General features: G+C 65.4%; 17 protein-coding genes. 6 read left to right on the forward strand and 11 right to left on the reverse strand.

Translation table 11 applies throughout. The annotated features are described in order from the left end of the window. Positions 1-156: 156 nt before the first annotated feature. From ACNFHO_RS22115 to ACNFHO_RS22135, 5 genes are all read left to right on the forward strand, one after another. A complete protein-coding gene (locus ACNFHO_RS22115) occupies positions 157-1,179 on the forward strand; it encodes a YCF48-related protein (RefSeq protein WP_416767348.1) in 1,023 nt (340 codons plus the stop codon). 20 nt (positions 1,180-1,199) lie between these two features. Next, positions 1,200-3,572 (forward strand): efflux RND transporter permease subunit, encoded by a 2,373-nt coding sequence (locus ACNFHO_RS22120; RefSeq protein WP_416767366.1) that lies wholly within the window; start codon positions 1,200-1,202, stop codon positions 3,570-3,572. A gap of 113 nt (positions 3,573-3,685) precedes the next feature. After that, positions 3,686-3,976: a DUF5629 family protein gene (locus ACNFHO_RS22125; protein ID WP_153773411.1), complete on the forward strand. Its 291-nt coding sequence runs from the start codon at positions 3,686-3,688 to the stop codon at positions 3,974-3,976. Further along, positions 3,942-5,072 carry a lactonase family protein gene (locus tag ACNFHO_RS22130; protein WP_416767349.1) on the forward strand — a complete coding sequence of 377 codons (1,131 nt, stop codon included), beginning with the start codon at positions 3,942-3,944 and terminating at the stop codon, positions 5,070-5,072. Before ACNFHO_RS22125 ends, ACNFHO_RS22130 begins: the two co-directional genes overlap by 35 nt. Before the next feature lie 121 nt (positions 5,073-5,193). Next, the gene (locus ACNFHO_RS22135) at positions 5,194-5,373 is read left to right on the forward strand and encodes a hypothetical protein (RefSeq protein ID WP_063543907.1); all 180 of its coding nucleotides are present in this window, start codon (positions 5,194-5,196) and stop codon (positions 5,371-5,373) included. 126 nt (positions 5,374-5,499) lie between these two features. Here ACNFHO_RS22135 and ACNFHO_RS22140 read toward each other — a convergent pair whose 3' ends face one another. The 10 genes from ACNFHO_RS22140 to ACNFHO_RS22185 form a co-directional block, all read right to left on the reverse strand. Next, on the reverse strand, positions 5,500-6,093 hold the full coding sequence (locus ACNFHO_RS22140) for a glutathione S-transferase (RefSeq protein WP_416767350.1): 594 nt from the start codon (positions 6,091-6,093) through the stop codon (positions 5,500-5,502). Then, on the reverse strand, positions 6,090-9,734 hold the full coding sequence (locus tag ACNFHO_RS22145; protein ID WP_416767351.1) for an AAA family ATPase: 3,645 nt from the start codon (positions 9,732-9,734) through the stop codon (positions 6,090-6,092). The genes ACNFHO_RS22140 and ACNFHO_RS22145 overlap by 4 nt, the downstream gene beginning before the upstream one ends. Continuing rightward, the gene (locus tag ACNFHO_RS22150) at positions 9,731-10,966 is read right to left on the reverse strand and encodes an exonuclease SbcCD subunit D C-terminal domain-containing protein (protein ID WP_416767352.1); all 1,236 of its coding nucleotides are present in this window, start codon (positions 10,964-10,966) and stop codon (positions 9,731-9,733) included. The genes ACNFHO_RS22145 and ACNFHO_RS22150 overlap by 4 nt, the downstream gene beginning before the upstream one ends. Before the next feature lie 478 nt (positions 10,967-11,444). Next, on the reverse strand, positions 11,445-13,070 hold the full coding sequence (locus tag ACNFHO_RS22155) for a BatD family protein (protein ID WP_153773407.1): 1,626 nt from the start codon (positions 13,068-13,070) through the stop codon (positions 11,445-11,447). Further along, complete coding sequence (locus ACNFHO_RS22160; RefSeq protein ID WP_414155060.1) at positions 13,067-14,791, reverse strand: tetratricopeptide repeat protein; 1,725 nt, start codon at positions 14,789-14,791, stop codon at positions 13,067-13,069. Before ACNFHO_RS22160 ends, ACNFHO_RS22155 begins: the two co-directional genes overlap by 4 nt. After that, a complete protein-coding gene (locus ACNFHO_RS22165) occupies positions 14,788-15,864 on the reverse strand; it encodes a vWA domain-containing protein (RefSeq protein ID WP_112897781.1) in 1,077 nt (358 codons plus the stop codon). Before ACNFHO_RS22165 ends, ACNFHO_RS22160 begins: the two co-directional genes overlap by 4 nt. Continuing rightward, positions 15,857-16,351, reverse strand: coding sequence for a DUF4381 domain-containing protein (locus ACNFHO_RS22170; RefSeq protein WP_063543917.1), 495 nt, complete (start codon positions 16,349-16,351; stop codon positions 15,857-15,859). The genes ACNFHO_RS22165 and ACNFHO_RS22170 overlap by 8 nt, the downstream gene beginning before the upstream one ends. Further along, positions 16,348-17,289, reverse strand: a complete 942-nt coding sequence (locus ACNFHO_RS22175; protein WP_063543919.1) for a DUF58 domain-containing protein — start codon at positions 17,287-17,289, stop codon at positions 16,348-16,350. Before ACNFHO_RS22175 ends, ACNFHO_RS22170 begins: the two co-directional genes overlap by 4 nt. A gap of 4 nt (positions 17,290-17,293) precedes the next feature. Beyond that, entirely contained in the window at positions 17,294-18,253 is a 960-nt protein-coding gene (locus ACNFHO_RS22180; protein ID WP_054893623.1) for an AAA family ATPase, read from the reverse strand. Positions 18,254-18,412: 159 nt separating this feature from the next. Then, positions 18,413-19,648 carry an NCS2 family permease gene (locus ACNFHO_RS22185; RefSeq protein WP_371105597.1) on the reverse strand — a complete coding sequence of 412 codons (1,236 nt, stop codon included), beginning with the start codon at positions 19,646-19,648 and terminating at the stop codon, positions 18,413-18,415. Positions 19,649-20,115: 467 nt separating this feature from the next. Here ACNFHO_RS22185 and ACNFHO_RS22190 point away from each other — a divergent pair, with 467 nt between their 5' ends. Continuing rightward, positions 20,116-20,871 (forward strand): GntR family transcriptional regulator, encoded by a 756-nt coding sequence (locus ACNFHO_RS22190; RefSeq protein WP_054893625.1) that lies wholly within the window; start codon positions 20,116-20,118, stop codon positions 20,869-20,871. 200 nt (positions 20,872-21,071) lie between these two features. Here the strand turns inward: ACNFHO_RS22190 and guaD are convergent, their stop codons facing one another. After that, on the reverse strand, positions 21,072-22,376 hold the full coding sequence (gene guaD, locus ACNFHO_RS22195; RefSeq protein WP_054893626.1) for a guanine deaminase: 1,305 nt from the start codon (positions 22,374-22,376) through the stop codon (positions 21,072-21,074). Positions 22,377-22,379 lie beyond the last annotated feature (3 nt).

Genomic DNA, 22,379 nt, shown 5'->3' on the forward strand with positions numbered 1-22,379 from the left:
CTTTTTGGCGGTTAACAAAACATAACGTCCCGCCCGTTGTGTTCGCGCGATTTTCCCCGATAGGATGGCCCAAAGCTATTGCAGGGCTCTGGATCAAGGGTTTTCGCAGTACCTGCAAGGCATTGACCCACTACAAGAACACAACAGGGGGCGGTCATGAGGGAATGGCTGAAGGCGGATGCCAGGCGCGGAGCCTTGGCGTTGACGGCCAGCGCGTTACTGGCGCTGGGCACATGGGCAGGTACCGCACAGGCCGCGGCCGTGGCCGAATATTCGGTGGAATCGGCCAAGGCCAGCCAGAGCCTGCTGATCGACGCCGTGCACGCCGGCAAGCGCCTGGTGGTGGTCGGCGATCGCGGCCATATCCTGTTCTCCGACGACCAGGGCAAGACCTGGACTCAGGCTCGGGTGCCAACCCGTCAACTGCTCACCGCCGTGTTCTTCCTCGACGACAAGCGTGGTTGGGCAGTCGGCCATGACGCGCAGATTCTCGCCAGCAACGACGGCGGGGCAACCTGGAGCAAGCAGTTCGAAGACCTCTCCCGTGAAGCCCCGCTGCTCGACGTGCGTTTCGTCGATGCCCAGCACGGCTTCGCCGTCGGCGCCTATGGTGCGCTGCTGGAAACCACCGACGGTGGGCAGAACTGGCAGGACGTCGCCGAGCGTCTCGACAACCCCGACCAGTTGCACCTCAATGGCATCACCCAGGTGAAGGATGCCGGCCTGTTCATCGTGGGCGAGCAGGGCAGCATGTTCCGCTCCAGCGACGACGGCCAGACCTGGTCGCACGTCGAAAGCCCCTACGAGGGTTCGCTGTTCGGCGTGACCGGCACTGGGCAAGCGCACACGCTGCTGGCTTACGGGCTACGCGGCAACCTGTTCCGCTCCACCGACTTTGGCGACACCTGGCAAGCCATCCCGCTGGAGGCGGGACGGGGGGCGCTCGAATTCGGCCTGGCGAACGCTACGCTTCTCGATGATGGCAGCCTCGTCGTGGTCGGTAACGGTGGCAGCGTGCTGCGCAGCCGCGACGACGGACAGACGTTCACGGTCTACAACCGCGCCGATCGCATCGCGCTGTCCGGTGTCAGCGGTCTGGCCGATGGCGGCCTGCTGCTGGTGGGGCAGGGTGGCGTACACCTGGCCACCGCCGAAGGCGCCGAGGAGGCTCGGCCATGACCCGTCCGGAGAATTTCAACATGCCCCACCACAAGGACAAGGCCACCCTGCTCGAGCGGCTGATCTTCAACAACCGCCCCGTGGTCATCGCCCTGTGCGTGCTGGTGAGCATCTTCCTGTTCTGGCAGGCCACGCAGATTCGCCCCTCCACCAGCTTCGAGAAGATGATCCCGCTGCAGCACCCGTTCATCGAACAGATGATGGAGCACCGCAATGACCTGGCCAACCTCGGCAACACCGTGCGTATCTCGGTCGAGGCGGTCAACGGCGACATCTTCGACAAGGACTACATGGAGACCCTGCGCCAGATCCACGACGAGGTGTTCTACATCCCCGGCGTCGACCGTGCCGGGCTGAAGTCGTTGTGGAGCCCGAGCGTGCGCTGGAGCGAGGTGACCGAGGAAGGTTTCTCCGGCGGCGAGGTGATCCCCAATACCTACAACGGCTCGCAGGACAGCCTCGACACCTTGCGTGACAACGTGCTCAAGTCTGGCCAGGTCGGGCGCCTGGTGGCCAACAACTTCAAGTCGAGCATCGTCGACATTCCGCTGCTGGAAAACTTCCCCGACCCGCAAGACCCGGGCAAGCTGACCAAGCTGGACTACCAGAAATTCTCCCACCAACTGGAAGAGAAGATCCGCGACAAGTTCCAGGCACAGAACCCGAACGTGAAGATCCACATCGTCGGCTTCGCCAAGAAGGTCGGTGACCTGATCGACGGCCTGGTGATGGTGGCGATGTTCTTCGGGGTTGCGCTGGTCATCACCTGGGCGTTGCTGTACTGGTTCACCTGGTGCATTCGCAGCACCATCGCCGTGCTCATCACCACGCTGGTGGCGGTGGTATGGCAGCTAGGGCTGATGCATGCGGTCGGCTTCGGCCTCGATCCTTACTCGATGCTGGTGCCGTTCCTGATCTTCGCCATCGGCATCTCGCACGGGGTGCAGAAGATCAACGGCATCGCCTTGCAGTCCAGCGATGCCGACAACGCCCTGACCGCAGCGCGGCGCACCTTCCGCCAGTTGTTCCTGCCGGGGATGATCGCCATCCTCGCTGACGCCGTGGGCTTCATCACCTTGCTGATCATCGACATTGGCGTGATCCGCGAACTGGCCATCGGGGCCTCGATCGGTGTGGCAGTCATCGTCTTCACTAACCTGATCCTGCTGCCGGTCGCGATCAGCTACGTCGGCATCAGCCAGAAGGCCATCGCCCGCAGCAAGAAGGACGCGGTCTGCGAGCACCCGTTCTGGCGCCTGCTGTCGAACTTCGCCAGCCCCAAGGTGGCACCGGTGTCGATTGCGCTCGCGCTGGTCGCCTTTGCCGGCGGTCTCTGGTACAGCCAGAACCTGAAGATCGGCGACCTCGACCAGGGCGCGCCGGAGCTGCGTCCGGATTCGCGCTACAACCAGGACAACAGCTTCATCATCAACAACTACTCGACCAGTTCGGATGTGCTGGTGATCATGGTCAAGACCCCGGCAGAGAGCTGCTCGATCCACTCGACCATGGCGCCGATCGACGAGCTGATGTGGACCATGGACAACACGCCGGGCGTGCAGTCGACCATCTCCCTGGTGACCGTGTCCAAGCAGGTCATCAAGGGCATGAACGAGGGCAGCCTGAAGTGGGAGACCCTCTCGCGCAACCCGGACATCCTCAACAACTCCATCGCCCGCGCAGACGGCCTGTACAACGCCGACTGCTCGCTGGCGCCGGTGCTGGTGTTCCTCAACGACCACAAGGCCGAGACCCTCGAGCGCGTCATCACGGCGGCCAAGGCCTTTGCCGATGCGCACAACAAGGAAGGCCTGCAGTTCCTCATGGCGGCCGGTAACGCCGGCATCGAGGCGGCCACCAACGAGGTGATCAAGTCGGCCGAGCTGACCATCCTGATCCTGGTGTACATCTGCGTGGCGGTGATGTGCATGATCACCTTCCGCTCCTTCGCCGCCACCCTGTGCATCGTTCTGCCGCTGGTCCTGACCTCGGTACTGGGCAACGCGCTGATGGCGTTCATGGGCATTGGCGTGAAGGTCGCGACGCTACCAGTGGTCGCCCTCGGCGTGGGCATCGGTGTGGACTACGGCATCTACATCTACAGCCGTCTGGAAAGCTTCCTGCGTGCGGGCCTGCCGCTGCAGGAAGCCTATTACGAGACCCTGCGCTCCACCGGCAAGGCGGTGCTGTTCACCGGCTTGTGCCTGGCGATCGGCGTGTGCACCTGGATTTTCTCGGCGATCAAGTTCCAGGCCGACATGGGCCTGATGCTGACCTTCATGCTGCTGTGGAACATGTTCGGCGCGTTGTGGCTGCTGCCGGCGCTGGCACGGTTCCTGATCAAGCCCGAGAAGATGGTGGGCAAGGAGGGGGGCTCGATCTTCGCCCATTGAGGAAACTGACGCTATTCGTGCAGGAGCGGCGCAAGGCTGCTCCTGCACAGTTTCAAGGCCTCTTGCAGTGATCCGAAGATATAATGGCCACCTTCCTACCCCAAGGTGCACCCATGCCCCCTCTCGCAACCGCCCTGCAAACCTGCGACATGCTCCTGATCGACGGCCTACACGCCTTCGAATTCACCTGCGACAGCTCTGGCCTCACCATCGAATGCATGGACGGGCGCCAGTTGCGCCGCTGGAGCTTCACCCCCGAACAGATCGCCGCTGCGCGGGCAGAGGGGAACGATTGGCTGCTCGACGATGCCCAAGCAGAACACCGTCTAGTCTTGATGAGTGCGTTTCGCGCCCCGGAAGATGACGAAGATGAAGCTGACCTCCAAGAGCCTGCTGACCGCTAGTCTGATGAGCCTGTCGATCCACACCCAGGCTGCCACCTTGCTGGTCGGCAGTTACACCGAAGGTGCCAGCCAAGGCATCTACCGTTATCAATTCGACCCGCGCAGCGGCCAGATCGCCACACCAGCCCAGCAAGTGGTCAAGGCTGTCAGCCCGTCCTGGCTGGTGCTGTCTGCCGACCAGCGTCAACTGTTCGCAGTGAACGAGACGCCCGCGGGCCACATCAGCAGCTTTGGCGTGAGTGGCAAAGGCGAGATAACGCCGCTGAACCAGGTCGCCAGCCTGGGCGATGAACCGACCCACGCCAGCCTCAGTCACGACCAGCGCTACCTGTTCGTCGCCAACTACGCCGTGGCGCCCGATCCTGGCGGTAGCCTGGTGGTGGTCCCGGTGGCGCGCGACGGCAAGCTCAAGGCGGTGCTACAGCAGTTGCGCCATGCCCCGAGCAAGGTCAATCCCGAGCGCCAGACCGGTGCCCATGTGCACTCGGTGGTCCAGTCGCCCGATGGGCGCCACCTGTATGCCAGTGACCTGGGCGCCGACAAGGTGTTCATCTACCGCTACGACGGTGCCAGTGCCGACCGGCCGCTGAGCCCGGCGATACCCGCATTCGTCACCTTGCCGCCAGGCAGCGGGCCACGGCATCTGCTGTTCGATGCCAAAGGACGGCATGCCTACCTCACGCTGGAAATGAGTGCCGAGGTGGTGGCCTTCGAGGTTCTGGACGGTGCGTTGCTTGAGCGTCAGCGCCTGCCGTTGACCGACAGCACCGAACCTGCCGCCAAGGCGGCTGGCGGCCTGCACTTGTCCGCCGATGGACGTTTCCTGTACGTCAGCAACCGCGGCAGCGCCAACCAGATCGTGGTCTACGCCGTGGGTAAGGACGACGGCCAGTTGACCTTGCTGCAGCGTCGCTCGGTGGAAGGCGATCACCCCCGGGAATTCAGCCTGGATCCAAGCGGCAACTTCCTGCTGGTGGCCAACCAGAAGAGCAACCAGATCGTGGTCATGCGCCGTGATCCGCGCAGCGGCAAGCTTGGCGAAACGGTGCAGACACTGCCCCAGGACGCGCCTTCGGACCTGAAGTTTCTCGATTGACTATCAATCGGCTTGATAATCGCTACTGCTGCAATGAATTTCAGCCAAGCGCCTCGTCGGCGTAAGTTTGACCCAAGGCCCAAGAGGGCCACTGTCAAACAGCGAAGACGAGGACACACCGATGAACTTCAATCTCTTCCCGGTCATTGCCGCTTCTGCCATTTCCGCTTCCGTCGTACTGCCGGTCCATGCCCAGTCGGAAAGCCGCGGCAAAACTGTCGAAACCCACAGCTACACCGAGCAGTACCTGCGCCAGAGTGCCCATTTCCACGCAGCCCTGAGTGCCAAGCACAGCAGCTGATCGACCCCTGACAGGTTTTTGTGGGAGCGGGCTTGCTTGCGAAGCAGTCACCACGGTGCCATGGCACCGACTCCGCCGGTGTTTGCGAGCAAGCCTACTCCCACAGAAACCTGGTCAATGGGTTTTTCAGCGGGCCATGATCGCCTTGAACAGGTCCGATGCCAGCCATCCCTGCAACCAGCTCCGCACCCGCGGATAAGCCGCCTCGGCGAACCACTGAGGTTCGACCCCGGCGAACTGGCGCAGCAATGGCAGCAACGCGGCATCGGCCAGGCTTGGGTGGTCCGCCAGCAGGAAAGGCCTGCTCTCGAGCAGGCCTTCGAGCTCCGCCAGCCAGGCTTCGGCCTGCTGGCGGTAATGCTCGCGTGAATGCTCCGGGTAGCGCTCGGCGTATTTGTACAGGTTGACCTGCGCCTTGAAGTCCCGGTCATTGCGCGCGATCAGCGCTTCGCCCCGTTCAGCCGCCAGTGGATCGGCCAGCAGCCGCCAGTCTTGCGGGTCGTCTTGCCCCAGCGCCCAGCGCATGATGTCCAGACTCTCCTCCAGCACCCGTTCCCCGGTATCGAGCACCGGCACCGTGCCTTTGGGCGACAGGGCCAGCAGTTCGGCTGGCTTGTCCTTGAGCGCCACCTCGCGAACTTCCACGTCACAGCCTGCATAACGCAGGGCCAGGCGCGCACGCATGGCCCAGGGGCAACGACGGAATGAATAGAGGATCACCCGCAGACCTCGACATCGCTCAGGCCATTGCCCTGGCGGCGTACCTGGATCTGTACCGGAATGCGCTCATGCATCTCCTGCACGTGGGAAATCACCGCGACCTTGCGCCCCTGGGCCTGCAGGCCGTCGAGCGCATCCATGGCCAGCTGCAACGACTCGGGGTCCAGGCTGCCAAAGCCTTCATCGATGAACAGCGACTCGATGCGCAGGGTGCTCGAGGCCATCGACGCCAGCCCCAGTGCCAGTGCCAGCGAGACCAGGAAGGTCTCACCGCCCGACAGCGAGTGCACCGAGCGCAGTTCGTCACCCATCTCGGTGTCCAGCACCAGCAGGCCGAGGGCGCTGCCGCCGCGCTTGAGACGATAGCGCCGGGCCAACTGGCGCAACTGATTGTTGGCGTGGTGCAGCAGCAGGTCGAGGTTGTAGCCCTGGGCGATCTTGCGGAACACATCGCCTGAGGCCGAGCCGATCAGGTCATTGAGCCGGCCCCAGCGCTGGCGCTCGCCACGGGCCTTGTCGATGTCGTCGGCGAGTGCCTGGTGCGCCTGCTGGCGACGCTGGTCGTCGGCCTGTTGGGCGCGCAGTTCGGCGCAGTGCTGTTCGTGAATGGCCAATTGCTCGCGCAGTTCGCCAAGGCTCTGCTGCAGGTCTTCGGCCGACGCCTGGACGGCCGAATCGGCGCTGTGCTGTTGCAGGCGCTGTTCGCGCTCGTGCAGCAGCACCCGCGCCTGCTCGACGGCCTTGTCGGCGTCCTGCAGGTGCTGGCGCAGCGCGCTGACGGCGGCGTCGTCGATGGCCAGCAGGCGCTCCAGACCGACGTCGTCCAACTCAGGGTGTTCGGCGCGCCATTGGGCGATGTCGCCGTGCAGTTGCTGGTGCTCCTGTTCCAGTGCCTGCTGGCGATTGCCGTTGGCCTTGAGCTCACTGGCCAACTGCACGCCTTGGGTGCGCAGCGTCTGCAGGTGTTGTGCGGTATCGGCGTCGAGCGCCCGTGCCTGCTCCAGTTGCGCGTCCATATGCTGTTGCCAGGCTTCGGCGCTGGGCTGTTCGCCGAGCAACTCGGCCAGCGCGGCCTGGGCCTGCTGTCGCTGGGCCTCGAGGGCGGCGAGTTGCTGGCGCAGTTGTTCCTGGGTGTCCAGCCGTGCTTGATGCTGATCGCGCAGCTTGTCCAGCTGTAGCTGGCGCGCCTGCTGTTCTTCCTGTTCGTCCTTGCGCTGTTCGAGCTGCTGCAGGCGCAGGGTGATCTGCTGGTCGAGGGCGACGAAAGCGTGGGTCGGGTCGTCGCTCAGGGCCTTGAGCACGTCCTCCGGCAGTACGCTGGCGAGGTCCTTCAGCCCTTGTTCCAGTTGTTGCTCGTCGTTGGCCAAGGCCTGGTGCTGTTGCTCCAGATGGCGCTGGGCCTGTTGCTGGGCCTCCTGCGCCGCCTGCAACTGCTGGGTGAGGCGGGCGGCGTCCTTTTGCAGGGCGAGCAGGGCGCTCTGGCGCTTCTCGTCCTTGCCGATTTCCTCGTCCAGGCGCCGCAGCTGGCTGTCGAGCCAGGCGCTGCGAGCCTTGTCGTCCTGCGGTGCCAGGGCTGGCCACAGACTGTGGGCCTGCACCTGTGCGACCAAGGGCTGCAGCTGTTGGCCGAGTTGCTGTTGCTGCTGTTGGAAATCCTTGAGCTGGGCGTTGACCACGCCCAACTGGGTGCGCAGCTCCACCAGCTGACCGTTGAGGGCCTCGACCTGTTGCTGCGCGGCCTCTTCTTCGGCCTGGTCATGGCGGCCGAGGCTCTGCAACAGCGCTTCGGGCTGGTGGAACGGATGCTCGGCGCTGCCGCAAACCGGGCAGGGTTCGCCGTCGCGCAGTTGGCCGCGCAATTCTTCGACGCTGGTGTTGCGCGCCAGGCGTTGGCGATCGAGCAACTGGCGAGTGAGGGCGAGCGCCTGTTCTGCCGTTTCCAGCCGGGCCTTGGCCGATGTGCCGTCGCTGATCAGTTGCTGGCGCTGCTGCATGGCCTGTTGCTGCCGCTCACGCAGGGCGTCGAGCTGCTGGCGCAGTTCCATCTCGCGACCGTGCAGGCGCGACAGTTCCTCGACAGCACGCTGCTGCTTGCGGTTGTCCTGCAGCATGCCGCCGAGCAAGTCGATCTGTTCGGCCAGGGCCTGGGGGTCGGCCTTGGCTTCGCGGAACAGCAGTTCGAAACTGTCGCGCTGGGTTTGCAGCTGGGTATTGGCCTGGCTGGCCTGCGCCTGCAAGCCTGGCAGTTCTTCGCGACCCTTGGCCAGACGGCCGCCGATCAGCATCACCTGCTTGAGCTGCGGCAGGTAGGCCTGCCAGGCATTGGCCAGGCCCGCCAGGTGTTGGCTGTCGGCCAGCGCGGTGTCGATCAGGGCCAGTTGTTCCAGGCTGCGCTGCTGGTTCTGTTCCAGCTGCTGCAGGTGCTGCTGGCTTTCGGCAAGGTCCTGCTCAGCCTGCTGGCAGGCCGAGTGCTGTTTTGCCAGGTCCTGGTCGAGGCGGGTGAGGCCGTCCTGGGCGGCAAAGGCCTGGCGCAGGCGGGGAGCGTTCTCGCTGTGCTGCGCCTGGCATTGCGTGAGCGCGTCGCGTGCCGCGAGCTGCGCCTGCTCCAGTTCGCCAGTACGGGTGTGCAGTTCGGTCTGCTGGCGTACCTGCTCGGCGATTTCGGCGGCCAGCGGCGTGAGCTGGGCGGCCAGGGCCAGCTGACGGTGGAACTGATGGCGCTGCGGGGCCAGCCGCTCCAGGCGTTGCAAATCGATGCGCTGCTCGCTGAGCTGTGCGCTGGCGTGCTCGGCGGCCTTGAGCGCTTCACTGGCCTCGGCGTGTTGGGCCAGCAGGCGCTGTTGTTCGCTGAGCCAGGCGCACTGTTGTTCAAGCTGCCGCTCGCGCGCCTGTTCGCCCTTGAAGTGCTGTTGCGCCTGCTCCAGGCGCTGGTCAAGTTCGGCGCGGGCCTCGGCAGCCAGCGGCAGCAGGTGGCTGGCGCGCTCCTCAAGATCCTTGAGCGCTTCGGCGGCCTCGCGCGAGCGGGTGAAGGCGCGCTGCCCCAGGCGGGTATAGATGGCCGTGTTGGTGAGCTTTTCCAGCAGTTCGCTACGTTCGCGATCGTCGGCCTTGAGGAAGGCACCGAACTCACTCTGGGCCAGCATCACCGCACGGGTGAACTGCTCGAAATTCAACCCCAGGCGTGCTTCGGCCAGTTGCTTGTATTCGTTCTTGCCGCTGGCCAGCAGTTGTTCGCCGTCCAGGTCGTAGAAGCTCTGGCGGCTGTGCTGCAATTTGCCGTTGGCCTTGTCACGCGCTCGGTTGGCTTCCCAGCGGGCGCGGTAGCGCTTGCCATCGATGCCGACGAAATCGACCTCGGCAAAGCCGCTGCCGGTGCCGCGGCGCAACAGGTTGCGCGGATCGGAGGTAGGGATTTCGCCGTCGGCGTCCGGCACTTTGGCTTCGCGGCCGATCTCGTTCAGACGTGGCACCGTACCGAACAGCGCCAGGCACAGGGCGTCCAGCAGGGTGCTCTTGCCTGCGCCGGTCGGGCCGGTGATGGCGAACAACCCGGCGCTGGCCAAGGGCTCGGCAGTGAAGTCGATGTCGATGGGGCCGGCCAGGGAGGCAAGGTTCTTCAGGCGGATGGCCAGGATCTTCATGGCTGCTCCTCCAGTTGCACGTCCTGCAGCAGCAGGGCGAAGTCGCTCAGGGTCTGTTCATCGACGGGGCTGCCGTAGGCCTGCTCCCAGGCGCGGCCGAACAGGTCCTGCGGGGTCATCTGCGAAAGCTCGACGAAGGCCTGTGCGTCCTCGTCCTGAACGTTGCGCCCAGCATATTCGGCGCTGATGCGCACCAGGCGCACTGCCTTGCCCAGCAGTGCGCTTTCGATCTGTTGCCGCAGGTCGGGCTGCGGCTCGTCCAGGCGTACCCGCACTTCCAGCCACGGCTGGCGGTTGGGGTCTTCGAGGAGGTCGATCACCGGCAGCTCGGCAAGCTGCTCGAGCAGTTCACCGAGCGGTGCCGGGCCCATGCGCTGCAAGGCCACGGCCCGCGGTACCAGGCGCGGTTCGACGCTGAGCAGCTCGGTGCCGTCCAGCTCGATCTCCAGTACCTGGTGCGGGTAGTTGATCTCGGCGAACGACAGCGGGATAGGCGCGCCGCTGTAGCGGATGCGGTTCTCCCGGTTGACCTTCTGTGGCTTGTGCAGGTGGCCCAGGGCGACATAACTGATGGCCTTGTCGAACAACCGCGCCGGCAGGGCTTCGGCGTTGCCGATGATCAGGCTGCGCTCGGAGTCTTCGGAAATCGAGCCGCCGGCCATGTGGGCGTGGCTGATGGCGATCAGCGCCTGGTCCTTCTTGCGCTTGCCAAGGGCGGCGGCGATCAGTTGCTGATGCACCTGGGTGATGCCTTGCAGGTAGTCATCGCCCAGTTGCGGGCCGGTGACTTCTGCCGGGCGCAGGAAGGGCAGGGCCAGGCACCAGGCACAGACCTTGCCGCGGGCGTTGGTCAGCGGGATCAGCAGGCGTTCGGCGTCGAGCTGGCCTTCGTCGAGCCAGTGCACTCGGCCCAGGGCGTGAGTGCGCAGGCGGCGCATCAGTGCGGCGGGCAATTCGATGCGCGAGCCGGAGTCGTGATTGCCGGCGATCATCACGATGTCCAGCTTGGGCTGCTGTTCGTGGGCCTGGACGATGAAGTCGTAGAGGCGCTCCTGGGCTTTGACCGGTGGGTTGACCGTGTCGAAGATATCCCCGGCGATCAACAGCGCGTCGGGTTGGCGCAGGCGCAGCTGGCCGAGCAGCCAGTCGAGGAAGCAGGCGTGTTCGAAGTCGCGTTCCTGGCCGTGGAGGCTCTGGCCCAGGTGCCAGTCGGAGGTGTGAAACAGACGCATGGAGGACCTGTTGGTGTCGAATCAAGCGAGCGGCCGGGGCTGCGCTTGAGATGGGGTCTCGGAGGGCGGGTATGGTAACCCAAGTGGCTGCGCAGGTTCGCTTTTGCTGTTGCTGCGAGGTCGCCAGGCGAGTGTTTGCGTAGAGGCTGATAGGTGTTCGCCGAAAGATTTTTGGTGCCCATGAGATCGAGCGCCGCCCGCGCGGCGCTTCGCGGGCAAGCCCGCTCCTACAGTTTGTTTCGGGCCAGGTATGCCTGTGCCACAGGCGCGCGACGCCTGGTGTGTACGACTCGGTACCGCGCCGTGCGCCAAAGGGGTCGCGCGAAAATGCCACAGGATTCATTGGCCCGAAACAAACTGTAGGAGCGGGCTTGCCCGCGAAGCGCCGCGCGGGCGGCGCTCGATCTCACAGGCGCTAAAAATCTATCGGCGAGCACCTGTCAGCCCTCACGCAATCACATGCGAACACTGTGAAAAATCACTTGGGATAGAGCGGCGGCAAACCCCCACCATCCCCACCCACAGGCAACCCCTGCTGAGCCGAAGGAATATCTCCGATCGCCCGCCACAACTCATCCCCCTGCCAATGCTGCCCCGCCTCGCTGTAGAGCGCGCCATTGAGCCCATCCAGGGCATTGGACAAGGGCACGAAGCGCGCCGCCATCTCCGCCAGGGTCTCGGGTTGCTGCCGCGCCCAGGCGTCCAGCGCCTGGCGCGTCGCCTGCGGATCGTTGGCGAGGGTCGCGCGCTTGAGATCGTCGAGCAGCGTACGCGGGCTCGGCCCACTCTGCGATGCGCGCAATACCGCCGGTTGCGAGCGCGCCCGCCACCAGAGGGCAAAGCCCAGCAGCGTGGTCAGCGCCAATATCATCGTTGCCAGTTGCCACGGCCAGAGCAGCGCAGATCCGCTGCTGACATCCCCCACCGGCGTGTCGGCGCTCAACGCCGGGTTATCGTCGACCTTGATGCTTCGCGCCGGCAGGCTGCTGTGCTCCAGATGGTCTTCGAGGGTATTCCACCAGGTGACCTCCAGCGCAGGCAGCATCAGGTTGCCACTGTGGATCGGCACCAGCGCTTCGCGCTCCTCACGATTGGCGGTCATGCCGCGTTCATTGATCTCGTTGCGCAGCAGGGGTTGGTCCGGGTAACGGCGCAGGCCAGTGACCTCGGTAGCCGGCAGCGGTGGCAACTGCGTGCTGGACAGCCCCTCGGCGCGCAGGGTGATGCTGCGCGTCAGGGAATCACCAATCTGCGTCGGCTGCTGGTTCGGGTCGGGGTTCCAACGTTCTTCCAGGCTGAGGCTGCGGGCCGGGAGCCAGGTTACACCGGCAGGCCAGGTCGCGGGGATGGCCTTGACCTGCAGGTCAAGCGGCAGCGAGCTGACCTGCACCTGGCGCCCGCTGCGTGCCCCGCCGGCAGGCGGTTCAGTGCTGTCGGCAGCGGTGGCGGTGAAGGTCAGGGGAGGCACTTGCAACACGCCGCTCTGTTGCGGATAAAGCGCGTAGCGGGTTTCGATCACGCCATGGCGCACGCCGTTGATTTCTTTCTCGTAGGTGCGCGACTCGCCCAGCGGCTCGACCTTGGCGTTCTCAAGACGCAGCGGGCTGAGGTTGCTGTCGTCGTACAGCGACACCGAATGGTAGATGCGCAGGGTCAGTACCGCCTGGGCCTGGACGTAGACCTCGGAGCTGTCGAGGGTCGCCTCGATGAACACCTGCGAGGCGCTGTCCGGGCGATTGGGGTCGGGTTGTACCACTTGCAGTTCGATGGCCTGGCTGCGCGACTGCCCCAGTTGCAACTCCGGGATCTGCAGGCTGCCGCTGCGCCGTGGCAGCAGGGTGACGATCCAGCGGGTGCTGGCACGGGTTTCGCCATCGAGGGTGTGCAGGCTGTTGAGCTGGCGGGTGCCGCGCACTTCGAAGTCGCCCTCCAGGGCGCGCAGGTCAGGTTTGCCGAACTGGGTGACATCCTGGCTTTCCAGCGTGAGCTCCAGGGTTTCGCCGGCCTCCACGCGGGTGCGATCGACACTCGCCTGCAGCGCCGGTTGGGCCTGGGCCAGGGTGAGCCAGAGCAGGCTGAGCAAGAAGACGCCGAGGCGACTCATCGTTGGGGTTCCTGATGCAATTGCTGTTCGTACCAGAATTTGCGTCGCAGCAACTGCGCCGGGTTGTCGGGGATTTCCCGCAACCACTGCTCCAGGGCCTGGCGCTGTTCGGCGTCGAGGCTGGTAGAGGTGGGCCGCTGCGGCGGCTGGGTGAGGCTGTCATCATCGCCGCCCTGGTTGCCGGACGACGCCTGGTTGTTGCTGTTGCTGGTGCTGTCGCCGCCGTCCTGCGCTGGGCTCTGTTCGTCGTTGCCGGGCGTGCCCTGGGCACTGCTGGAGGCCGAGCTGCTGTTGCCGTCGGTGTCGCGGCTCGGCGTCGGTTGTGCGTCGCTGGTGTCCGGTTTTTGCTCGGCGCGGCCCTCGCGTTGTTGCAGCAGTTGTTGCACCAGTGCCTGGTTGTCCAGCGCCGGTTGCAGGTCGGGCTGGCGCTCCAGTGCCTGTTCGTAGGCATCCAGAGCGGCATCCAGTTCGCCGGCGCGGGCCAGGGCGTTGCCTCGATTGTAGTGGGCCGCGGCGCTGTTGCCCTGGGCGAAGGCCTGGGCGGCGCCAGTGTAGTCGCCCGCCTGGTACAGCGCCATGCCGCGCCACTGCGGATCCTCGAAGCGCTGGGCGGCTTCGGCCGGGCGCTGGTGTTGCAGCAGGTGCTGGCCCTGTTGGTCGGGGCGACGCCAGAGGTCCTGGAATTCGAACGCCTGGCTCGGTTGGGGCAGGGCCAGCAGCAGTGGCAGGCAGAACAGCCAGCCGCGACGTCCGGCGCAGGCGGCCAGCAGCAACAGGGGCAGCAATAGCCAGTAGCCCTGGTCGGCCCAGCTGTCCAGTTGCAGGGTCTGGCCGTCGTTGCGCAGGGCGCGGGGGGAGTCGAACAGGCCCAGACCGCGCAGGTCGAGATCGTCGATACGGGCATGCCGGTAGCGTCCGCCCGTGCCGACGATGAAGCGCTTGAGCTCGGCGCTGTCCAGGCGTGGTACGAGGATGGCGCCCTGGTCATCCTTGAGGTACTCGCCACTGGCCTGGCGCACGGGCGCGCCCTCGGCGGTGCCGACGCCGAGCATCAACAAAGAGGGGCCCTGGCGACCCAGGGCCTGGACGATACCCTGGCGCTCCTGCTGGCTGAGCGAGCTCCCGATCAGCAGCACGCGGCCTTGCCCCAGGCCGCTCTGAGCGAGCAATGCCAGGCCCTTTTGCACTGCCAGGTCGGCGCGGTGGCCGGGCTGCGGCATGATCGAGGGGTCGACGGCCTCGAGCAGGTTGCGTGTGGTGCCCAGGTCATCCGACAGTGGCACCAGGGTGTGCGCGCTGCCGGCATAGACGATCAACGCGGTCTGGCTGTCGCGACGGTGTTCGAGCAGGTCGAGCACCTTGCGTCGGGCCTGTTCCAGACGGTTGGGCGGGCTGTCTTCGGCGAGCATCTGCGGGGTCAGTTCGAGCAGGATCACCAGCGGGTCGGCAGGGCGTTGGCGGGTTTCTTCCAGGCGCTGCCAGCTGGGCCCGAGCAGGGCCAGGAGCACCAGCAGCCAGGCCAGGCCCAGGGCGATCCACGGCAGCTTGCTGGTGCTGCCATTGCCGCCCCCGAGCAACACTGCATGGAACTGCTGCGGCAGGATCATCTGCCAGCGTCCGGCACGCTTGCGTCGATGCCAGAGCTTGAACAGCAGCCAGCCGAGCAGGGGCACCACCAGCAGCCAGAGTGGGCGCAGCCATTGTGGCCAGAGTTCGATCATCGCCGCCTCCTCAGGCGCAGGCGCTTGAGGCGCTGGCGCCATTCGGGGTGGGGCTGCAGAAAGCGTGGTCGACGCAGCGCGCGTTGCAGCAGATTGTCAGGCCACTGCACGGCGATCACCAACAGGACGCTGAGCAGCAGCGCCAGGGCCAGCGGCCAGGCATACAGCTCCCTGGCGGTGCGCGCCTGGGTGGGTTGTTGGGCCACTGGTTCGAGCTGATCGAGGGTGTCACCGATGCTGTTCAGCTCGGCGCCGTCATGGGCGCGGAAATAGGCGCCATGGGTGAGCTCGGCGATTTCCTTGAGCGAGGCTTCGTCCAGGTCCAGGCTCGGATTCAGGCCGAGCAGGCCTGGGGTACCACTGGCGTCGGGGTTGGCGCCGATGCCGATGGTGTAGATGCGTACGTCTTCCTGGGCCGCCAGGCGCGCGGCCGTCAGGGGATGTATCAGCCCGCCGTTGTTGGCGCCATCGGTCACCAGCACCAGCACCCGGCTCTGTGCCGGGCGCTGACGCAGGCGCTTGACCGCAAGGCCGATGGCATCGCCGATGGCGGTGTTCTTGCCGGCGATGCCGATCTGCGCTTCGTCGAGGAAGGTGCGCACGGTGCGTCGGTCGAAGGTCAACGGGGCTTGCAGGTAGGCCTCGCTGCCGAACAGGATCAGCCCTACCCGGTCGCCTTCACGGTCCTGGAGAAAGTCACCAAGCAACGCCTTGACCAGGTCGAGGCGACTGATTTCGTCGCCTTTCCATTGCATGTCGGGGAAGTCCATCGAGCCCGACACGTCCACCGCTACCAGCAGGTCGCGGCCGCTGGCCGCGATCGGTACCGGGTCGCCCAGCCACTGTGGCCGGGCGGCCGCCAGCAGCAGAAGCAGCCAGATCACCACGAACGGCGCCTGCTGGCGCCAGGTTGGCAGGTTGAGGCGGGCGCGGCGCCCGGCAAGGCCTTCAAGTTCATCGAGAAAGCCCACCTTGAGCACCGGCTCGCCGCTGTCGGCGGCAGGCAGCAGCAGGCGCATCAGCCAGGGCAGCGGCAGCAGGGCGAAGATCCACGGCCAGGCCAGGTCAAACATGTTTGCGAATCCAGGTCTCGACCGCCTGGGCGAGCCCGGCGATGGCCTTGTCGTCGAGCTTGCACTCGGGCTTGTAGGCGCCTTCGACCAGTACCATCCAGCGGGTCAGGCCCGCGGCTGGACAGCGGTTGTCGAGAAACGCCAGCCACTGGCGACCGTTGAGCGTGTGGCTGTTGGCGCCAGGGTAGTGATTGCGGCACAGGCGTTTGAGCAGGGCATTGATCTGCTGCAGCCAGGCACCCGCCGGTGCACCGTCGTAGGGGCGCGGCAGGCGGGCGAGTTCGGCCAGGGCTTCGACGCGGATCGGGTCCAGCGGCTGTTCGGCGGGCGGCGCCTGGCGTCGGCCTGGCCGCCAGCGGCGCAGGCGCCACAGCCCCCAGCCGAGCAGCGGCAGCAGGGCCAGCAACAGCCACCAGCCCGGCGCCGGTGGCCACAGGCCGATGGCCGGCGGGGCGATCAGGGGTTGCAGCTGGTCGAGCGGGTTCATTGGCCGCTTCCCGGACGCTGGTTGAGGTACTCGCGCAACTGCTCGATCATTTCGCTCTGGGTGCTCAACGGCATCAGCACCACGCGCATTTTCTGCGCCAGCAGTTCCCAGCGTTCGATACGTGCTTCGGCCTGGTGGCGATAGAGCTGGCGCAGGTTGGCGTCCAGGGTGTCGAGCTCCAGGTGCGCGCCGCGTTGAGCGAAGCGTAGCAGGCCAGCGGCGGGCAGGGCGTGGTCGAGAGGGTCGGAGACCGGCATCAGCAGCACGTCGCAGTGGCGTGAGAGCATTGCCAGGTGCTGTTCGACGGCTGGGGTGAGTGCGCGTTCGTCGCAGATGACGATGGCCAGGCTGCCGGGGCGCAGCACTTCGCGCGCGCGGCGCAAGGCCAGGCCCAGGCTGTCGGATTGGGACAGCGCTTCGGTGTGCAGCGACTGGTTGACCTTGGCCAGGCGGTTGAGCAGTTGCAGCAGGCTCTGCTTGCTGCGCCGGGGCTTGATCTCGTGGTGTTCGTTGTCGCCGAACACCAGGCCGCCGATGCGGTCGTTATGGCCCAGCGCGGCCCAACCGAACAACGCCGCCGCCTGGGCCGCGAGCACCGACTTGAACATCAGGCCCGAGCCGAAGAACAGGCGCTGGCTCTGCTCGACCATGATGAAGATCGGCCGCTCACGCTCTTCATGGAACAGCTTGGTGTGGGGTTCCTGCGTGCGAGCGGTGACACGCCAGTCGATGTTGCGCACGTCGTCGCCGGCCTGGTACACGCGCACCTGGTCGAAGTCGACCCCGCGTCCGCGCAGCTTGGAATGGTGCAGGCCCACCAGCGGGCTGCGCTGGCCGGGCCGGGAGAACAGCTGGATCTCGCGCACGCGGTGGCGCATGTCGATCAGCTCGGCCAGGCCGATGCGGATGCCGGGTTCGGCGAGGTGCGTGGCGGGCATGGGGTCAGGCGACGGCGACGACGTCGAGGATACGCTGTACCACACGGTCCTGGTCGATGCCCGCAGCTTCGGCTTCGAACGACAGGATGACGCGGTGGCGCAGCACGTCGAACAGCACGGCCTGGATGTCTTCCGGGCTGACGAAGTCGCGCCCGGCCAGCCAGGCATGGGCACGTGCGCAGCGGTCCAGGGCGATCGAGCCACGGGGGCTGGCGCCGTAGGCGATCCAGTCGGCCAGTTCGCTGTCGAACTTGGCCGGGGTGCGCGTGGCCATGACCAGTTGCACCAGGTATTCCTCAACGGCATCGGCCATGTACAGGCCGAGGATTTCCTTGCGTGCGGCGAAGATCGCCTGCTGGCTGACCTGGCGCTCCGGCTTGACCTCGCCGCCCAGCGCCTCGCCACGGGCCTGCTGGAGGATACGACGTTCGACGGCCGCGTCGGGGAAGCCGATTTTCACATGCATGAGGAAACGGTCGAGTTGCGCTTCGGGCAGCGGGTAGGTGCCTTCCTGCTCGATCGGGTTCTGCGTGGCCATGACCAGGAACAGCGGCGACAGCTCGTAGGTGCTGCGGCCCACGCTGACCTGGCGCTCGGCCATGGCCTCGAGCAGTGCCGATTGCACCTTGGCCGGGGCGCGGTTGATCTCGTCTGCCAGGACCAGGTTGTGGAAGATCGGCCCTTGCTGGAACACGAAGCTGCCGGTTTCCGGACGATAGATCTCGGTGCCGGTAATATCGGCCGGCAGCAGGTCGGGGGTGAACTGGATACGGTGGAACTGCGCCTCGATACCCTCGGCCAACTCTTTGATGGCCTTGGTCTTGGCCAGGCCCGGTGCACCCTCGACCAGCATGTGCCCGTCGGCGAGCAGGACGATCAGCAGGCGCTCGACCAGCTTCTCCTGGCCAAGGATCTGGGAGGAGAGAAAGGTGCGCAGCGCGATCAGCGCTTCACGGTGTTCCATCGTCGGCGGTTCCTGGAAATGGGCCGGGCGCTTGGGGGAGGGCGGTTGCCGGGCAGGGGGTGATACTTTAATCCATCCAGGGGTGCGGCGACCAATTGGGTTTCCGAAAAATTCCTGACGGCTGGAGTGGGCCGGGCCCGTTGCGGGCCCGGCGACGTTTCAGAGGAACACGAACTTGGCGATGAAGATCACGCACAGCACCCACAGGCTTGCGGAAATTTCCTTGTACTTGCCGGTCCCGGCCTTGAGCACGACGTAGCTGATGAAGCCCAGGGCGATGCCGTCGGCCACCGAAAAGGTCAACGGCATCATGATCGCGGTGACGATCGCCGGGATGCTGTCGGTCGCCTCGTCCCAGTTGATGTGCGCCATGCTGCCCATCATCAGCATCGCCACGTAGATCAGCGCGCCGGCCGTGGCATAGGCGGGGATCATCCCGGCCAGCGGGGCGAAGAACATCGCCGCGACGAACAGCAGGCCGACCACCACCGCCGTCAGGCCGGTGCGCCCGCCCGCGGCGACCCCGGCGGCACTTTCCACGTAGCTGGTCACCGGCGGTACACCTACTGCGGCGCCGAACACGCTGGAGGCACTGTCGGCTTTAAGGGCACGCGACAGGTTCTCGATCCGACCGTCCGGGGCCACCAGGTTCGCCCGCTGCGCCACGCCCATCAAGGTGCCGGCGGTGTCGAACATGTGCACGAACAGGAAGGCCAGCACCACGCTGATCATGCTGACGTTGAATACCCCGGCCACGTCCATGGCCATCCAGGTCGGTGCCAGGCTCGGTGGCAGCGAGAACACCCCGCCATACTGCACCAGGCCCAGGCCCCAGCCGGCCAGGGTCACGGCGATGATGCTGATGAGAATGGCGCCGAACACCCGGTGGTAGCTCAGCACCGCGATCATCAGGAAACACACGGCCGCCAGCAGCGGTCCGGGTTCATGCAGCGAACCGAGCTTGATCAGCGTCGCCGGACTGTCGACGATGATGCCGGCGGTCTTCAGGCCGATCAGCCCGAGGAACAGCCCGACCCCGGCACCCATGGCATGGCGCAGGCTCACCGGAATGCTGTTGAGCAGCCACTCGCGCACCCGCGACAGGGTCAGCAGCATGAACAGCACGCCCGAGACGAACACGGCGCCCAGCGCGGCCTCCCAGGTGTAACCCATGGTGCCGACCACGGTGTAGGTGAAGAAGGCGTTGAGCCCCATGCCCGGTGCCAGGCCCACCGGCCAGTTGGCGTACAGGCCCATCAGCAGGCAGCCCAGGGCGGCGGCGATGCAGGTGGCGACGAAGGCGGCACCGTGATCGATACCGGCGTCGGCCATGATGTTGGGGTTGACGAAGATGATGTAGGCCATGGTGATGAAAGTGGTCATCCCGGCGATCATTTCGGTCCTGACGGTCGTGCCGTGGTGCCGGAGTTTGAAGATCCGCTCCAGCCATCCCGGTCGGGGCGACGCAGCGAGATCCAGCGTTGGTGCTTCGGATTTGCGGCTTTCCACAGCGAGTACTCCTCAAGTCTTTCTTGTTGTTCTGGAGCCTTGGTCCTGCGCATGCACTTGGCGGCTCCGCGAGGGGGTGGCAGACGCCTGACGGCTTTGTTGACTTTTGGGTCAGGAAGTTGCTCGGTGGATTATGCTTTTGTGTACAAAGAATGCAAATAATGTTTTATCTTTTGTTCGCACAATCTGTGCTCACGCAGCTATATGGGTATTGGCCACCTGCAGAAACGGCTCAGCCTGTGTACAATGCGCAGATACCTTGATCCCTTTTTTCACCCCAGGACTTGCCAGCCACCCTCTGACAGGTATTACAGTCGAGGTTCCACTGGCCGATCCCTTGTGCTCGAGTGCCCATGAACGAACAGCTGCAACCTCTGAAGAAACCTGCGCGCACAGCCAAGGCCGGCCGCAGCGGTACCCAGGACGACATCGTCTATGCGCACATTTTCGAGGCCATTCTCGAACAGCGCCTGGCGCCGGGCACCAAGTTGAGCGAGGAAGCGCTGGGCGAAATCTTCGGCGTCAGCCGCACCATCATTCGCCGCGCCTTGTCGCGTCTGGCCCATGAAAGCGTGGTGTTGTTGCGACCCAACCGTGGTGCGGTCGTGGCCAGCCCCACGGTGGAGGAGGCGCGCCAGGTGTTCTTCTCCCGGCGCATGGTCGAGCGCGCCATCACCGAGCTTGCGGTGCAGCACGCCACCGGCGAGCAACTCAACGAACTGCGCCAGATGGTCCGCGAGGAGCGCGACAGCTTCTCGCGTGGCGATCGTGGCGCCGGCATCCGTCTTTCCGGCGAGTTCCACCTCAAGCTGGCCGAGGCGGCCGGCAATGCACCGCTGGTCAGCTTCCAGCGCAGCCTGGTGTCGCAAACGTCGTTGATCATCGCCCAGTACGAAAGCGGCAACCGCTCGCATTGCTCGTACGATGAACACATGCAGCTGATCGATGCCATCGAGGCGCGCGATGCCGAGCAGGCGGTGAGCCTGATGATGCATCACATGGATCATATCGACAGCAAGCTCAACCTTGACGAAGACAGCGCGTCCGACGACCTGCATGCGGTGTTCTCGCACCTGCTGAAAAAACCCAAGGCCGCCGCCAAGGGTTGATCGTTTGTCTGAATGAATGACCGAGGGCTGCTGCGCAGCCCATCGCGGGACCAGCCCGCTCCCACAGGTTGGACTGCTGCCAAGTTGGACATGAATCCAACCTTTGCGGCAGTTCAGGTACAGCACACCCCTCGGGCCCGGTGCTTTCTCTGTAGGAGCGGGCTCGTCCCGCGATGGGCCGCGCAGCGGCCCTTTGTGCATCAGCGCCGATGTACCGAGCGCCCCGCGGCGAAGGTCTCGCGCACGGTACGGTCATCGCCCAGGGTGGTCAGCACGAACAAGGTCTCCTCGATGCTGTTGGATTGCTGGATGCGGTAGTCCAGCAGCGGCGTGGCCTTGTAGTCGAGCACCACGAAATCGGCATCGTTGCCGGCGCGCAGGCTGCCGATGCGGTCGTCCAGACGCAGGGCGCGGGCGCCGCCGAGGGTCGCCAGGTACAGCGACTTGTAAGGGTGCAGGCGCGCACCCTGCAGTTGCATCACCTTGTACGCCTCGTTCAGCGTGTTGAGCAGCGAGAAGCTGGTTCCAGCGCCCACATCGGTGCCCAGCCCGACATTGACCTTGAAACGCTCGGCCTGGGGCAGGTTGAACAGACCACTGCCCAGGAACAGGTTGGACGTCGGACAGAAGGCCACGGCCGAGCCGGTTTCGGCCAGGCGCTGGCATTCCTCGTCGCACAGGTGCACGCCGTGGGCGAACACCGAGCGCTCGCCCAGCAGTTCGAAATGGTCGTAGACGTCCAGGTAGCCCTTGCGCTCGGGGAACAGTTCCTTGACCCAGTCGATCTCCTTGAGGTTCTCCGACAGGTGGGTGTGCAGGTACACGCCCGGATGCTCCTTGAGCAGTTGTCCGGCCATGGCCAGTTGTTCAGGCGTGCTGGTGGGCGCGAAGCGCGGCGTCACCGCATAGTGCAGGCGAGCCTTGCCATGCCAGCGCTGGATCAGCGCCTTGCTCTCGCTGTAGCTCGACTCGGCGGTGTCGGTCAGGTAGTCGGGGGCATTGCGGTCCATCATCACCTTGCCGGCGATCAGGCGCAGGTCCAGGCGCTCGGCCTCCTCGAACAGGGCGTTGACCGACTCCGGGTGCACGCTGCCGAACACCAGCGCGGTGGTGGTGCCGTTGCGCAGCAGTTCCTGCAGGAAGATCTTCGCCACCTTGTCGGCATGGGCCTTGTCGGCGAACTGCTTTTCGCAAGGGAAGGTGTAGGTGTTCAGCCAGTCCAGCAGTTGCTCGCCGTAGGAGCCGATCATGCCGGTCTGCGGGAAATGGATATGGGTATCGATGAAGCCCGGGGTGATCAGGGCATCCTGGTAGTGCACCACTTCGATATCGGCGTCGAGGGTCGGCAGCAGGTCGGTGGCGTGCCCCAGGGCGCTGATGCGGCCTTCGTCGACCACCAGCAGGCCGTCTTCGTAGTACTCGTGGGAGGCCTCCAGGCCGACTTCGGCAGGGTCGGCGATGCTGTGCAGGATGGCGGCTCGGTAGGCTTTGCGGGTTGCAGTCATAAA

The organism is Pseudomonas sp. NY15374, from assembly GCF_048068255.1.
GTDB lineage: Bacteria > Pseudomonadota > Gammaproteobacteria > Pseudomonadales > Pseudomonadaceae > Aquipseudomonas > Aquipseudomonas machongensis.